This window comes from Halotalea alkalilenta DSM 17697 (genome assembly GCF_000621205.1).
In the GTDB taxonomy this organism is placed as follows: domain Bacteria; phylum Pseudomonadota; class Gammaproteobacteria; order Pseudomonadales; family Halomonadaceae; genus Halotalea; species Halotalea alkalilenta.
Window position 1 is genome coordinate 62,667 of the sequence record NZ_JHYY01000013.1, and the last position, 15,277, is coordinate 77,943.

At 65.5% G+C, this 15,277-nt stretch carries 14 protein-coding genes; 2 read left to right on the top strand and 12 right to left on the bottom strand.

All coding sequences use genetic code 11. From position 1 onward, the window contains the following. Positions 1-14 precede the first annotated feature (14 nt). The 3 genes from Q376_RS0100290 to Q376_RS0100300 are packed head-to-tail and all read right to left on the bottom strand — an operon-like array spanning position 15 to position 3,484. Complete coding sequence (locus Q376_RS0100290) at positions 15-833, bottom strand: MetQ/NlpA family ABC transporter substrate-binding protein (RefSeq protein ID WP_027348596.1); 819 nt, start codon at positions 831-833, stop codon at positions 15-17. Next, a complete protein-coding gene (locus tag Q376_RS0100295) occupies positions 830-2,221 on the bottom strand; it encodes an LLM class flavin-dependent oxidoreductase (protein ID WP_211266568.1) in 1,392 nt (463 codons plus the stop codon). Before Q376_RS0100295 ends, Q376_RS0100290 begins: the two co-directional genes overlap by 4 nt. 15 nt (positions 2,222-2,236) lie before the next feature. After that, on the bottom strand, positions 2,237-3,484 hold the full coding sequence (locus Q376_RS0100300) for an SfnB family sulfur acquisition oxidoreductase (RefSeq protein WP_027348598.1): 1,248 nt from the start codon (positions 3,482-3,484) through the stop codon (positions 2,237-2,239). A gap of 29 nt (positions 3,485-3,513) precedes the next feature. Here Q376_RS0100300 and Q376_RS24610 point away from each other — a divergent pair, with 29 nt between their 5' ends. Then, positions 3,514-3,735: a hypothetical protein gene (locus Q376_RS24610; RefSeq protein WP_155834063.1), complete on the top strand. Its 222-nt coding sequence runs from the start codon at positions 3,514-3,516 to the stop codon at positions 3,733-3,735. Between the two features lie 176 nt (positions 3,736-3,911). After that, positions 3,912-5,123 carry an FMNH2-dependent alkanesulfonate monooxygenase gene (gene ssuD / locus Q376_RS0100305; RefSeq protein ID WP_081803317.1) on the top strand — a complete coding sequence of 404 codons (1,212 nt, stop codon included), beginning with the start codon at positions 3,912-3,914 and terminating at the stop codon, positions 5,121-5,123. A gap of 33 nt (positions 5,124-5,156) precedes the next feature. Here ssuD and Q376_RS20865 read toward each other — a convergent pair whose 3' ends face one another. From Q376_RS20865 to Q376_RS20870, 9 genes are all read right to left on the bottom strand, one after another. After that, complete coding sequence (locus Q376_RS20865) at positions 5,157-6,311, bottom strand: sigma-54 interaction domain-containing protein (RefSeq protein WP_081803318.1); 1,155 nt, start codon at positions 6,309-6,311, stop codon at positions 5,157-5,159. A 125-nt stretch (positions 6,312-6,436) separates the two neighbouring features. Then, complete coding sequence (gene pdxY, locus Q376_RS0100315) at positions 6,437-7,330, bottom strand: pyridoxal kinase PdxY (RefSeq protein ID WP_027348600.1); 894 nt, start codon at positions 7,328-7,330, stop codon at positions 6,437-6,439. 116 nt (positions 7,331-7,446) lie between these two features. Next, positions 7,447-8,844 carry a sugar porter family MFS transporter gene (locus tag Q376_RS0100320; protein ID WP_052364797.1) on the bottom strand — a complete coding sequence of 466 codons (1,398 nt, stop codon included), beginning with the start codon at positions 8,842-8,844 and terminating at the stop codon, positions 7,447-7,449. A gap of 58 nt (positions 8,845-8,902) precedes the next feature. Continuing rightward, a complete protein-coding gene (locus Q376_RS24615; protein ID WP_155834065.1) occupies positions 8,903-9,244 on the bottom strand; it encodes a hypothetical protein in 342 nt (113 codons plus the stop codon). Positions 9,245-9,260: 16 nt separating this feature from the next. Further along, a complete protein-coding gene (tal, locus tag Q376_RS0100330) occupies positions 9,261-10,211 on the bottom strand; it encodes a transaldolase (RefSeq protein WP_027348602.1) in 951 nt (316 codons plus the stop codon). A 252-nt stretch (positions 10,212-10,463) separates the two neighbouring features. Further along, entirely contained in the window at positions 10,464-10,805 is a 342-nt protein-coding gene (locus Q376_RS0100335; protein ID WP_027348603.1) for a 5-carboxymethyl-2-hydroxymuconate Delta-isomerase, read from the bottom strand. 85 nt (positions 10,806-10,890) lie between these two features. Further along, the gene (gene xylB / locus Q376_RS0100340) at positions 10,891-12,393 is read right to left on the bottom strand and encodes a xylulokinase (RefSeq protein WP_027348604.1); all 1,503 of its coding nucleotides are present in this window, start codon (positions 12,391-12,393) and stop codon (positions 10,891-10,893) included. A gap of 132 nt (positions 12,394-12,525) precedes the next feature. Then, positions 12,526-14,022, bottom strand: coding sequence for a mannitol dehydrogenase family protein (locus tag Q376_RS0100345; RefSeq protein WP_027348605.1), 1,497 nt, complete (start codon positions 14,020-14,022; stop codon positions 12,526-12,528). A 72-nt stretch (positions 14,023-14,094) separates the two neighbouring features. Continuing rightward, positions 14,095-15,225 carry an ABC transporter ATP-binding protein gene (locus Q376_RS20870; RefSeq protein ID WP_043445471.1) on the bottom strand — a complete coding sequence of 377 codons (1,131 nt, stop codon included), beginning with the start codon at positions 15,223-15,225 and terminating at the stop codon, positions 14,095-14,097. Positions 15,226-15,277: the final 52 nt, after the last annotated feature.

Consider the following 15,277-nt stretch of genomic DNA (forward strand, 5'->3'; position numbering starts at 1 on the left):
GTGCTGCCGTGGAATCAGTCGAGGCGGTGGTGCTCCCAGGCCAGGTCGTAGAGCTCGGCGTCGCCGTAGGCACGCTCGAGCGCAGCACGCACCTCTGGGGCGGTCTGGTAGATGCGAATGAACTCATGGATGCGCGGGTCGTCTCGATTGTCCGGCCGGGTGACGAACATCAGCGCGTATTTACCTCCGGTATCGCCGTTGCAGCGCAGGGCGTCGCTCGGGTCGATGGTGCCCGCTGCGCGGACGTGGATCGGGTAGCTCTGGGCTAAGTCGACATCGGGAATCACCCGGGCGAGCTGCGGCCCCTGCATCTCGACGAAGCGCAGGCGCCGGGGGTTGTCGACCACGTCGAGCACGGTGCCCTGGTCGCCAACCCCATCACGCAGCCGGATCAGCCCGGCGTCCTGGTAGAGCAAAAGCCCGCGCCCCTGGTTGACCGGATCATCTGCGACCGCAGCGGTCGCGCCGTCGGGCAGTTCGTCGACGCTCGCGTGCTTGCTCGAATAGAGGCAGGTCTTGTCCTCGATGCCGAAGTCCACCGCGACCAGATCGAGGCCGAGGCTTCGCTTGGCCTCGTCGAGAAACGGCCGATGCTGGAAGTAGTTGAAGTCGAAGTCGCCATTGGCGAGCGCGGTGTTCGGTGTCACCCAATCGGTGAGCTCGACCACCTCGATCTCGAGCCCCTGCCGTTGGGCCACCTCGGCGGCGGCATGCACCGAGTCGGCCTTGGGGTCGCTGTTCACCGCCAGGGTCAGCGGTGCCGCCGCGGCGCTGACCGATGACAGCGCGAGCATCAGCGAGGCGGTCAGAGCTGAGCGTGCGGCGAATCTCATCGCGCCACCTCCAGCCGTTCGCGCTGGGCCTGGAAGCGATAGCCCGCGCCGGGATGGGGAGCCGCGAGGCGATCGCCTGCGCCGAACAGCTTTTGGCGCAGGCTGCCGGAGCGATACTCGGACTTGTAGCGCCCGCGCCGGGTCAGCTCGGGAACCAGCAGGTCGACCACCGCCTCGAACGTCTCGGGAGTGACCGCATAGGCGAGATTGAAGCCGTCGACGCCGGTCTCCTCCACCCAGGCTTCAAGTTCGTCGGCGACCGACTCGGGGGAACCAACGCTAAGCGGCCCATAGCCGCCGATCCCGACCCAGCGGGCAATCTCTTCGGGGGTCCAGACCCGCCCGGGATCAGCGCTGGAAAACGCCTCGACCGCCGACTGGATCGCGTTGGTGTGTACATGGGCAAGCGGCTGGCGCGGATCGAACCCGGCCATATCGAGCCCGGTCCAGCCGGAGATCAGGGTCAGAGCGCCATCGAGATCGACATAGTCGAGATATTCCCGATGGCGAGCACGCGCTAAGGCATCGCTGTCATCGACGATCACCGTATGCAGGTTGAATATCTTGAGCGCATCCGGCGCACGTCCAGCGATCTCGGCCTGGTGGCGCAGTCCTTCGACTACCTTGCGCAGCACCGTCTTCGATGGCGCAGCAACGAACACGCACTCGGCATGCCGAGCGGCGAAGGCGGTACCGCGGGAGGAGGCCCCGGCCTGGAACAGCACCGGAGTGCGCTGCGGCGATGGCTCGCACAGGTGGATGCCAGGCACCTCGAAGTAGCGTCCGCGATGGTCGATCGGGTGGACCCGCGCCGGATCGGCGTAGCGGTTGGCCGCGGCCTCGCGCAGTACCGCCGCCTCCTCCCAGCTGCCCTCCCAGAGCTTGTAGCAGACCTCGAGATACTCCTCGGCCAGGTCGTAGCGCTGGTCATGGTCGAGCTGCTGGCGCTGGCCAAGATTGCGCGCGCCGCTCTCCAGGTAGGAGGTGACGATGTTCCAGCCGACCCGGCCGTCGGTCAGGTGATCGAGGGTCGACAGGCGTCGAGCGAACGGATAGGGGTGCTCGAAGGAGAGCGAGGCGGTCAGCCCAAACCCCAGATGCTCGGTCACCGTCGCCATCGCCGCGACCAGCGGCAGCGGATCGTTCACCGGCACCTGCACCGCGCCGCGCAGCGCCTCGCTGGCATCGCCGCGATAGACGTCGTAGACGCCGAGCACATCGGCGATGAACAGCGCATCGAAGCGCCCGCGCTCGAGGGTGCGGGCAAGCTCGAGCCAATAATCCAGCCGTCGATAGTCGCGCGCACGATCGCGCGGGTGACGCCACAGCCCCGGCGACTGATGGACGATGCAGTTCATGTCGAATGCGTTGAGCAGGATCTCTTTCATCATCGGTTCCAGGCGTCAGTTCCAGGCGTGGCGCTTTGGCGAGGCGCCGTTGAGCACGTGGTTGCCGAGCAGATGGAGCTTCCAGCGCACCGGGTCGTGCAGGGTATGCACGCGAGCATTGCGCCAGTGCCGGTCATAGCCGAACTCCGAGAGCGTCGAGCTGGTGCCGCTCAGTTCGAACAGTCGCTCGGCCGCCTCGAGGGCGAACTCGGTGGTCGCCACCTTGGCCTTGGCTACCGCTACCGAGGCGAGGTCGACCGCCTCGTCGTCGAGCCGCCGGTCGGCCTCGTCGACCGCCAGCGCTGCGCGCTCGAGCAGCGCGTCCGCCGCCTCACGCTGGGTGGCGAGCCGGCCGAGACGAGCCAGCGAGAGTGGATCTTCGCAGGCCCGCTCGACCCCGCTGTCGATCCAGGGGCGGGCACGATGGCGCAGGTAATCGAGGGTGTCGTCGAGGGCACCGACGCCGATGCCAAGATCGATCGCCGCCTGGAGCAGCTGGGAGACCGGACCGTTCGAAGAGGCGCCGCCCGGCCGCTCACCCGCTACCACCCGACGGCGCGGTAGCACCGCGCCGTCGAGGATCACGCTGCCGCTGGCGGTAGTGCGCTGGCCGAAGCTGCGCCAGTCGTCCACCACCTCGAGTCCCGGGGTACGGCGATCGAAGAACGCCACCTCCACTTGCCCCTGCGCGTTGGTCGCGGTGACCGGCACCAGGTCGGCGTAGAGCGCCCCTGTGGAATAGAACTTGCGCCCGTCGACCCGGGCACGGGCCTCATCGACCGCGGTGATCCGGGTCTCGAACACGCCTACGTGGGCTCGAGTCTTTGCATCCCGGGCATTGCGCTTCTCGCTCAGTGCGTTGCCGATGCGGGCGCCAGAGAGCACAGCGGCGAACAGCTCGCGCTGCTGCTCCGCACTGGCATTGAGGGCGATGAAATTGACGTAGCCGAAATGGTTCTGCGCCAGCTGGGCGATCGAAGGATCTGCGGCGCTGATGATCGCGAATACCCGGGCCACGGTGAGATAGGAGGCTTGGAGGCCACCGTGCTTGCGCGGCACGCTGATCGCCCACAGGCCGCTCTTGGAGTAGGCATCGAGTTCCGCCACCGGTGCCAGCCGCTCCCGGTCGCGCTGTGCGGCGCCGGGCGCGAACTGCGCGGCGAGGCGATGAGCGATCTCCAGGGCCTCGGCCTCGGTAGCCACTCGGTCGGCGAGCGGCCGTAGACCAGCCGCGGTTCGATCCAGCAAGGATGGCGTGCTCATTGGCTGTGCATTCCTCGAAAGCGTTGGGAATGCTTGACAGCAACTTCCGAGCCACTCACTACATGATTGATTTTAAATACAAAAATTCCACATCCAGAAAAACATCGGTATGGATTCCAACCAGCACGGCCAACCAGGCGCTGGAAATCCGACAGCAGCGGCATGCATCCCCTGCCTACCGTCGCTGTGGAAAATCAAGCAGCCCACCGCCGGTATTGGTGGGTATCTATCACTACGCCGCGGAGCAATGAGCCCCAACTCATTGATATGCAAGAAAAGCGGACATGGCATGCGCTATGCATCGAGGCAGTGAAAGAGAGCGGTCGCCGTCGTCGGGCCACCAGCTCGCAATGCGGGCGTCCATAGAACCGCTCTCGCCGCTATTCGAGCCATGCCTATCCGCGACCCAACCAGGAGTTACCTACGTATGTCCAACCAGCCCGTTCCCGACCTTTCGACAGGAGTGCCCGCCGCCAGCCGCGCCAAGGTGCTGTGGTTCCTGCCCACTCACGGCGATGGACGCTTCCTGGGTACCAGCAAGGGTGGACGCGGCGTGGATCTCGCCTATCTGCGCCAGATCGCCCAGGCCGCCGACAGCCTCGGCTACTACGGTGTGCTGCTGCCCACCGGCCGCAGCTGCGAAGACTCCTGGGTGGTCGCCTCCGCCCTGGCGCCGCTGACCGAGCGGCTGCGCTTTCTGGTCGCAGTGCGCCCCGGGCTGCAGTCGCCCGCGGTCGCGGCGAGAATGACCGCGACCCTCGACCGGCTCTCCGGCGGGCGGCTGCTGATCAACGTGGTGACCGGGGGCGATCCGGTCGAGAACAAAGGCGATGGCGTATTCCTCTCCCATGCCGAGCGCTACGAAGTGACCCGTGAATTCCTCGATGTCTACCAGCGCCTGTTGGCCGGCGAAACGGTCGACCATGCCGGCAAGCATCTGCGCATCGAAGGAGGGCAACTGCTGTTCTCGCCGGTGCAGCAAGGCGGGCCGCCGCTCTACTTCGGCGGCTCCTCCGAGGCGGCGATCGACGTCGCGGCGAAGACCATCGACAAGTACCTGACCTGGGGCGAGCCACCGGCACTGGTCGCCGAGAAGATCCGTACCGTGAAGGCCGCCGCCGATGCGGCGGGACGCCAAGTGAGCTTCGGCATCCGCCTGCACGTGATCGTGCGCGATACCGACGAACAGGCCTGGGCCGCGGCCGACGCCCTGATCTCGCATCTCGACGATGAGACCATCGCCCAGGCCCAGCAGGCCTTCGCGCGGATGGACTCGGTGGGCCAGGCAAGAATGTCGAAGCTTCACGGCGGCCGACGCGACAAGCTCGAAATCAGTCCCAACCTGTGGGCCGGGGTCGGCCTCGTACGCGGCGGCGCGGGCACTGCCCTGGTGGGCAGCCCCGAGACGGTGGCTGCGCGGATGCGCGAGTACCAGGCGCTCGGTATCGATACTTTCATCCTCTCCGGCTATCCGCACCTGGAGGAGGCGTATCGCTTCGGCGAGGGCGTGCTGCCGCTGCTCGAACTCGATCACGGCGCGGACTCGAATACGCGTCGCGAGCAGATCAGGGCCAACATGGGGCCGTTCGGCGAGACCATCGCCAACGTCTCGCGCCCCAGCGAGCGCGAGCATGCTTGAACTACCGCCGGGGTGCCCTTCGGGCGCCCCGGCCTATCGCTCCCCGCGCGCGGGCAGGTAGCCGAACCGGGTCAGCTGGGTGCGCAAGGTATTACGGCTGATGCCGAGCAGCTTGGCGGCGTGGACCTGGTTGCCGCGGGTACGCTGCATCGCCAGCATCACCAGGGTGTGATTGACCCGTTCGAATACGCCCTCTGCCGCCACTTCTTCCCCGACCGCTTCATCGAGCAGCCGCTCCAGGGCCGCCTCGAGCCGGTCGCTCTCGCCGCCCCGACCGTCGCTGAGCGACACGCCGGCGAGCATCAAATCCTCGGCCTCGATGGTGTCGCCCTGGGCGAGCAGCACCGCGTGATGAATCGTATTCTCCAGTTCACGAATGTTGCCCGGCCAGCCGTAGCGGTGCAGCCGGGTGCGTGCGGCAACCGAAAGCCTGGGCACCGGTCGCCCGCCGCGCTGGGCATAGAGCGCGAGAAAATGATCGACCAGCGGATCGATATCGCCGGGACGGCTGGCCAGCGGCATCACTTCGAGTCGGGCCACGTTCAGGCGGAAGAACAAGTCCTCGCGAAAGCGTCCGGCGGCCACCGCACGCTCGAGATCGACGTTGGTGGCAGCGACGATGCGCACATCGAGCTGTCGAGGGGTGCGCGCGCCAAGCCGCACCACGGCGCGCTCCTGCAGCACGCGCAGCAGCTTGACCTGCATCGAGAGGCTGAGATCACCGATCTCGTCGAGGAACAGGGTGCCGCCCTGGGCGGACTCGAAGTAGCCCGCCCGAGCATCGACCGCCCCGGTGAAAGCGCCCTTTTCATGTCCGAACAGCTCGGCGTCGGCGAGCGCCTCGGGCAGCGCCGCGCAGTTGATCGCGACGAACGGCCCCGAGGCGCGAGGCGAGCAGGCGTGGACGTGGCGGGCGACGAGCTCCTTGCCGGTACCGGTCTGGCCAACGATCAGCACGCTCGCCTCGCTTGCGGCGAAGAGCCTTATCCGCTGCTCCAGCGCGCGGGAGCGAGGATCTTCGAATACCAGTGCGGTGGCGCGAATGCTCGGCGGCATACGCCCGCCGCCGCGCCGCTCGAGTTCGATCACCTCGCGGCGCGAACGGGGAGCAGCCGCAGGCGCTGGCGTGTCGAGCGCCAGCGCCGCGCCGTCGAAGCCGAAATAGCGACCGTCGTGGGGAAAGTTCATCTGCTCCTCCCTGTTGGATTGGCAACAGGCCCCATTAGACGCGCCTTCTTCCTGCTTTTTAAGCAATAAAAAATAGCCCGATTATTCCATTGAAGAATAACCGGGCTATGGGCAAGGCCGTTGCATCACTCGAGGGGCTGGACCTCGTAGCTCACCTTCGGCGTGCACAGGCTCGACTGCGCCTGGATCAAGGGCAGGTCCCGGCTCCCCTGCGGAGTCCGCTCGATCAGCTCGCTCAGGGTGGCGACCGCGTGGCCTAGCGCACCGGCGGTCTCGCCGTGCTGCAGATAGTCACCGAGGAATACCGCGGAAAACACGTCGCCCATGCCGTTGGGCAGCGGAGAGAGCGGTATCCGCGGCGCCTCGACGAACCAGGCCGCATCGCGCTCTACCGCCAGGGTGCGCAGCCGGGTGCTGTCGACATCGGCGGTAGCGAGACTGGTGATCACCACGCACTTGAGCCGGTCACCATGCGCCTCGAGCAGTTTCCGCGCCGCTTTGAGCGCATCCTCGGTATCGACCAGCGGCCGATCGATCAGGTACTCGAACTCGAACTGGTTGGGGGTGATGATGTCGGCGCTCGGGACCGCGCGCCGCTTCATGAACTCCGGAATCCCCGGGCGCACGAAGATCCCCCGGCCGACGTCGCCCATCACCGGGTCGCAAAGATAGAGCGCACTCGGGGTCTGGCGACGGATTTCATCGACCACGCCGAGAATCACCTCGCCAGTGCCGGCATCGCCCTGGTACCCCGAAAGCACTGCGCCTACGCGCTCAAGCACGTCCCGCGCGCGCAGGCCCTCGAGCACTTCCTCGATGTGGGCGGCTGAAAACACCTGGCCGCGAAACTCGCCGTAGCCGGTATGGTTGGAGAACTGCACGGTATGGACCGCGACGACTTCGATCCCCATGCGCTGCAGCGGAAACACCGCCGCCGAGTTACCGACGTGGCCGAAGGCCACATGGGACTGGATCGAAAGGACCAGGGGCGCATCCCGGGATGATGAAGAGGAAGCCACGACGAGAGTCTCCGCTGAGCGATGAGCGAGGACGGCGCCTCCCGGCGCCGTCCTCGGACGTGTGAAAACTTCCTAGAGCATGCAAGACAACCTTCTCGTGCCGCAAGTAGGAAGGCTCAGCGCTTCTGCTGGAATGGATAGAAGCGACGCTCGCGCAGCGCCTGCTCGATGTCCTCGAGCGAACGCCCCGAGGTTTCCGGTACCAGGAAGTAGATGAACACCATCGCCGCGAGCGAGGTCAGCGCGTACAGCCACAGCGAGTAGCTCAGGCCGATCGCCCCGATCATGCTCAAGGTGGTGAGGGTGACCATCAGGTCGAAACCCCAGTGGCTGAAGGCGCCGATACTGGCGCCCTTGCCGCGCACGAACAGCGGATAGACCTCGGAGATGATCAGCCAGATGCAGACCCCGAAGCTGCCGCAGTTGAGCGCCATGTAGATCACCAGGCAGGTGACCACCAGCCACTGCTGCGAGGGGTCCACCGGGGCATCGCCCTGGAACAGCCAGCCCATGATCAAAAGCGCGATGATCGATCCCGGGATCATCGAGAGCAGATAGCGCCGACGCCCGACCTTGTCGATCACCAGCGAGCCTATCAGGGTGGTGATGGTGATCAGGATGCCGCCGCCGCCCGCGGCCAGCACCGCAGCATTATCGCCGAAGCCGGCGTTGGTCAGGATCGTCGGCGCGTAGTAGATGATCGCGTTGTTGCCGGTGATCTGGGAGAACATCGCGATCCCCGCACCAACGATGATCGCCGGACGCAGCCAGGGCTGAGCAAGGTCCTTCCAGGTGCCCTGCGGCTGGTTGGAGACGGTCTTGATCTCGTCGAGCTCCGCCTGGGCCTTGTCGGTGCTTGAGCGAACGCGCTGGAGCACCGACATCGCTTCGTTCTCGCGCCCCTTGCTGAGCAGCCAGCGCGGACTCTCCGGCAGCATCAGCATGCCCAGCATCAGGATGACCGCCGGTACCACGCCGAGGGCGAACATCCAGCGCCACTCGTTGCCGAGTACGAAACCGGTGAAATAGGCGCAGGTGATGCCGAACACCACCATGAACTGGAACATCACCACCAGCTTGCCGCGATGCGCCGGCGGTGTGACCTCGGCGATGTAGACGGGAATGATCTGGGTCGCACTGCCGGCGGCGAGGCCCAGCACGAAGCGTGACAGTACCAGCATCGTCACGGTCGGCGACATCGCCGAGAATATCGAGCCGACGGCGAACACCAGGCCGACCAGCATCGCCGTGCGGCGACGGCCGAGCCGATCGGAGATCGGCCCGGTACCGACGCAGCCAATCAGGGCCCCGGCGATGATCGAGGCGGTCACGAACTGGCGGGTGGTGTCGTCGAGCACGAACTGCTGGGAGAGCCCGAGCAGCGCAACGCCGATGATCCCGGTGTCATAGCCGAACAGCAGCCCGCCGAGCGCTGCGATGACGGAGATCATCACGACCAACGGCACGCCGCTCAGCCCCCTCGTTTGACCTGAAACCTGGGTAGTGGAGCTCATAAACTTGTTCCTGGTGGCACCATCTGCGGAAATTCATTCTGCGAGGCAGTTGAATCGATTAATCATGAAAAGCCATGATCACTGCGAAATTCAGGATGGACCAAGCCTTGAGCGCCCCCCATTCGACCTTAGTGTAATTCTCATTACCCAAAAACTCGGGTAAAGCGCGAAACTCCGTGAAGATCAGCCCGTTACCTGCGCATTGGGCTGCAATGACCAAGCGTCGGCGGCACGGCCACCATGCGCTTCGATATGTTTTCCCGGAAGCCATGCCAGCATCGGACGTGCCGCCAGTCGTCGGCCGTGCCTGATCGCGCTCAAGCGGTGTCAGCCGAGCGCCAGCCGCAGAAAAACCAGCCGCAGAAAAAGAAACGCCGGACCAAGGCCCGGCGTCGTACATCCTCGAGGAGCGTGGATCAGAACATCTTGCTGATCAGCCCTTCGAGCTTCTCCTGGTCTTCGGCGAACTTGCGAATGCCTTCGGCCAGCTTGTCATTGGCCATCGCGTCCAGCCCGTGCTGCCAGCGGAACTGCGCTTCGCTGATCGGCTCCACCTTGCCTTTCGCGCCGCTGCCGGTATCGGTGATCTTCTGGGTCACCTCGCCCTCGGTCGAAGCGAGCTCTTCGAGCAGCTGGGGAGAGATGGTCAGGCGATTGAGCCCCGCCAGCGCCAGGATCTGTCCGGTGTTGCGGAAGCTCGCGCCCATCACCACGGTGTCGTAGGCATACTCTGCCGCGTACTTGGCGACCCCGCGAACGAACAGCACGCCCGGATCGTTTTCAGCGGTGTAGTCCTGACCGGTCTCCTTCTTGAACCAGTCGGTGACCCGGCCGACGAACGGCGAAATCAAAAATACCCCCGCCTCGAAGCAGGCCCGCGCCTGAGCGTCGCTGAACAGAAGCGTCAGGTTGCACTGGATGCCTTCCTTCTCGAGCACCTCGGCGGCGCGGATACCTTCCCAGGTCGAGGCCAGCTTGATCAGCACCTTGTCCTTGGGGACACCGATCCGGTCATACATCTCGATCAGCTTGTGCGCCTTGGCGATGCTCGCCTCCTGGTCATAGGAGAGCTTTGCCGCGACCTCGGTGGAGACCCGGCCGGGCACGATCTTGGAGATCTCAGCCCCCATCGCTACCGAGAGCTTGTCGACCGTATGATCGATGCGCTCATCGCCACTGGCTTCACTCGCCGCCTCGGCCAGGGTCTTCTTGATCAGTTCCTGGTAGCCGGGCAGATCGAACGCCTTGAGGATCAGCGACGGGTTGGTGGTGGCGTCGACCGGCTGATACTTCTTGATCGCCTCGAGATCGCCGGTGTCGGCGACCACTTTGGAGAGTTGCTTGAGCGATTCCAACTGCGTCGTCATATCTGCCTCCTGGTTGGTGTCCGGAAATGGAACGGGCCGCCCTGGCGCCGTCTCACCCGCGCGAATGGAGCGCGAAGCAAGTAGTCAAATAACGACATCCCCGTTCGCCGTGTCCATCCGTGCGCCTCTTCCGAGACCGTCGATAACGATTATCGATCCTATCTCATCACCGGGGCATGCGCTCGCATCGATGCATCCCGATGACACTATATGATCCGTATGATTACTACATTAGGACGTTGCGCACCCGGTTCAAGTCAACCGCTTGGCGTAGCTCGCGCGCTCCATCTCGATCACCTCGCAGGTCACCGAACAGCGCGCTCCCGCCTCGGCCGCCAATGCCTCGACCATGTGTTCGGCGAGCGCACGGCGCTGCTCCAGCGAGCGCCCATCGAGAATCCTGAGCTGGAGATGGATGAAGTCGTACCCTTCGAGCCCGAGACGCTGCTCGGCGTAGCCGATCGCCCGGGTCTTGATCGCCTCGGGTGCGAACAAGCCGGCATCGAGCATCGCTCGGTGCGCAAGCTCGACCAGTACCGCGGGATCGAAGCGTGGCGGCTGGGTCTGGGAGTACTCGATCACGCAATGCGGCATGGGGATTCTCGCGACAAAGGGTGTGGCCCGACGAAGACGTCGAGCCATCAGTCTAGCAGGCGATCGGCTCAGCAGTGGATTGGCGTCATCCAGCTCGAGTGACCGGGTAGCGCTGTCCGAGGATCTTGAGATAGCGCGTGTAGGCTTCGGCATAGCCCGCCACCCGCCCGGCATCGGGTCGAGTCAGCGTCTCTTCGCGCAGCCCTACCGCCCGCTCGCAAAGGCTTTCGAGGTCTAGCGACTCACCGGCCTGCCGGCGCTCGCACCAGATCGCCTGGAGTGCAGCACCCAGTGCCGCGGCCTCGCCGACCTCCGGACAGGCCAGCTCGACGTCCATCACGTCGCTGACCATCTGCCGCCAGACGGCGCTCTTCGCCCCACCGCCGACGAGCCGCACCCGGCCCGGGTGCCCGGTCAGTCGACTGAGTTCGTCGAATCCATAGCGCAGACCGAAGGTCGCCCCCTCCATCACCGCGCGGCAAAGATTCGCCGGGGTGAAGTTATGGCTGCCGAGCCCCTCGAAGGTGGCCATCGCCTCAGGCAGCGGCGGTACTCGCTCGCCGTTGAAGAACGGCAGCACGGTGATCCCGCCCGCCCCGACCGGGGCATCGGCAGCGGCGGCATTGAAACGCTCGATGTCGTAGCCGAGCAGTTCGCGAACCAGCGTCGTCGCCGAGGTCACGTTCATGGTGCAGATCAGCGGCAGCCAGCCTCCGTGGCTCGAGCAGAAGTTGGCCACCAGCCCGTTGCTGGAAATCGCCGGACCCTCGGCCGCAGCGTACAGCGTACCGGAGGTGCCGAGACTGATCGTCATGGTGCCTGGGGCGATGTTGCCAGTGCCGATCGCCCCCATCATGTTGTCGCCGCCGCCGGAGGAGACCACCACCTGAGGGCCAAGCCCGAGCCGGCGGGCGATCTCGGGGCGCAGCCGCCCGGCCGGGGCGTCGGGTTCGATCAGCCGCGGCAGCACCCGGTCGGGGTCGAGCTCGGGCGCGATCAGCGCGAAGGTGTCGAGCGACCAGCAGCGCTCGCGGGTGTCGAAGTAACCGGTGCCCGAGGCATCGCCGTACTCGGCCACCCGCTCGCCAGTGAGATAGTAGTTGAGGTAGTCGTGGGGCAAGAGCAGCGTCTCGATGCGCGCATAGGCGTCGTAATGATGCTTGCGCAGCCAGGCGACCTTGGAGGCGGTATAGCCCGTCTGCAGCACCAGCCCGAGCCGTTCGAGGCAGCCGCGCTCTCCGCCCAGCGCCTCGATCAGCGCGTCGTTCTCACGCACCGACTCGGTATCGCACCAGAGCTTGCCCGGATGCACCGGCCGTCCCTCGGCATCCAGCGCGACCATGCCGTGCTGCTGGCCGGAGACACCGATCGCGCGTACCGCGCCACCGTCGACGCCGGCGCGCTCCAGCGCCTCTGCGAGCGCCGCTTCGAAGGCCGAGACCCATTCGTCCGGATCCTGTTCGCGGCGACCGTGATCGCCCTGGATCATCGAGTGAGGACGCGCGGCCTCGCCAAGGATCTCGAGCCGTTCGCCATCGAGCACCACGACCTTGGTACTCTGGGTGCCACAGTCTACGCCTATGTACATGAGCGACCTCGCATGCCACCGGCCCGTTGGTCGGCTTGATGGAGGAATTGTTTCATGCGCTGGCGAACGACGGCGAACATGACGTAGTGAACTTTAGTCTAACCAACCATTCTGCATCGCCGCCGCCCTGCCTCACGCCGACCGCTCGACTCGTTTTTCAAGCGACTCGAGGGTCGCTCGCGCGCCGTGCTGATGCAGCGAGTCCAACGCCCAGCGATAGGCCTCGACGAAACGCGGATCCGAGCTGAGATCGCCGAACAGCCGGCGATTGCGGATGAACGCCTCGGGCTCCTCGCGGTTGCGCGCGGCAAGTTCCATCAGGCTCTCTTTCAACTTATCGACCACTTCGATCGGCTCGCCCTCCTCGTCGACCCCCTCGGTGTAGCGCGCCCAGCTCGCCACCACCGCCGCCGAACGGCGGATGTCGCCGCCGGACGCCAGGCGCTCCCGGATCACCGGAACCAGCCACTTAGGAATCCGGTCGGAGCTCTCGGCGCACAGCCGCGCCAGGGTGTCGCGGATCGCCGGATTGGCGAAGCGCTCGATCAGGGTATGGCGATACCGGTCGAGATCGACCCCGGGCACCGGTGCCAGCGTCGGCGTCGCCTCCTCGACCATGTAGCCGAGCAGGAAGTCGACGAACAGCGGATCCTGGCACACCTCGTGGGCATAGCGATAACCGCACAGATAGCCGAAGTAGCACAGCGCCTGGTGACTTGCATTGAGCAGCCGGAGCTTCATCAGCTCATAGGGCACGACATCGTCGACCAGCTGGACACCGACCCGCTCCAGCGCTGGGCGACCGAGCTTGAAGTGGTCCTCGAGCACCCACTGGGTGAACGGCTCGCAGACCACAGGCCAAGCATCGTCGATGCCGAAGGTCTCGCGCACCAGGCGGCGATCCTCGTCGGTGGTCACCGGAGTGATCCGATCGACCATGGCGTTGGGGAAGCACACCTCGGCCTCCATCCACTCGGCCAGCGCCGGCGACTTGCGCCGCGCGAAGGCGAGGAACATCTTGCGCGCGACATCGCCGTTGCCCTGGATGTTGTCGCAGGACATCACGGTGAAAGGCGCGCGACCTGCGATCCTGCGTGCGTCGAGAGCAGCGCAGATCAGCCCGAAGGTGGTGCGCTGCGGTGCGTCGCTGAGGTCATGGATGACGCCGGGATCGTCGAAGTCGAACTCGCCGGTGTTGGGATCGAAGTTGTAGCCGCCCTCGGTGATCGTCAGCGAGACGATCCGGGTACGCTCCTCCACCATCCGCTCGATCACCGCACGCGGATCTTCGGGTGCATAGAGGTAGTCGACCAGCGAGCCGATCACGCGCGCCTCGATGGCACCGTCCGGATGCTTGAGCACCAGGGTGTAGAGGCCGTCCTGGGATTCGAGCGCCTGTTTCATCCTTCGGTCGCTTTCCATCACGCCGACCCCGCAGATGCCCCAGTCGAGCGCCTCTTCGTCTTCGGACATCAAGGTATCGAGATACATCGCCTGGTGGGCGCGGTGAAAGCCGCCCACCCCGAAGTGGACGATCCCGGTCCCGACACGATCGCGCGGGTAGCCGGGCACCGTGACGTTGGCGAGACCTGCGAGCTCGTCCAGAGCGCTGGCGTCGAGTTTCAGCATCATCTGCTCCCCAGGCGCGCGATAGCGCGCCGAACGAGCCGACGCCTAGCGCCGGCATGGATGTGGTGGTGTTCAGCCCAGAGCGACGGAGGACTCGGTACGCGGTGTCGCTTGGAGACCCAGCGAGTGCTCCCGCTCGAGATCGAAAAGATGCAGGGATTCGACGTCGCACTCGAGCGTCAGTTCGTCATCGACCTCGACCTGAGGCCGCCCCTCGAGCTGCGCGGTGATCCTGGTTTCGCCCACCCGTAGATGGACCAAGGTCACCGCCCCGAGCGGTTCGATCACCTCGACCCGGCCGGAAAGCCGCCCCGCGCCCCCACCCGCCGGTTCAGCGCGAGCAGGCCTGAGGTGCTCGGGGCGCACACCTACCCATACCGCCGCTCCCTCGTCGACCTGGTCGAGCAAGGCCTGCGCGGGCGCGAAACCGCACCCCTCGCCATCGATGCGCGCACCGCGCCGCGTGGCCTTGAGGAAGTTCATCGACGGCGTGCCGATGAAGCCGGCGACGAACATGTTGACCGGGGAGTCGTAGAGCTCGTTCGGCTTGCCGATCTGCTGGATCTTGCCGTCGCGCATCACCACGATTCGCTCGCCCATGGTCATGGCTTCGACCTGGTCATGGGTGACGTAGAAGGTGGTGACCTTGAGCCTGCGATGGAGCTTGACGATTTCCGCACGCATCTCGACCCTGAGCCGGGCGTCGAGATTGGAAAGCGGCTCGTCCATCAAAAACACCCTCGGCTCGCGCACGATCGCCCGGCCCAGCGCGACACGCTGGCGCTGCCCGCCGGAGAGTGCACGGGGCTTGCGATCGAGCAGATGCTCGATGTCGAGGATCTTGGCCGCCTCCAGCACCCGCTGGCGAATCTTCGCCTTGTCGAGCTTCTTGAGCTTGAGACTGAACGCCATGTTGTCGTAGACGCTCATGTGCGGGTAGAGCGCATAGGACTGGAACACCATGGCGATGTCGCGATGCTTGGCCGGTACGGAGCTCACGTCCTGCTCATCGAACAGGATCTCTCCGCCGGTGTTGAGTTCGAGCCCGGCGATCATTCGCATGGTGGTGGTCTTGCCGCAGCCGGAGGGCCCGACCAGCACGATGAACTCGCCGTCCAGCGTGCGCAGGTCGAAGCCTTCGACGGCGTTGGCGCCCTTGTCGCCGTAGCGTTTGCTGACACTCTTCAATTCGACGATGGCCATGGGCTCGGACTCCGGTTCGCTGAGTGAATGGGAGAAGACGGCGCGAGAGAAG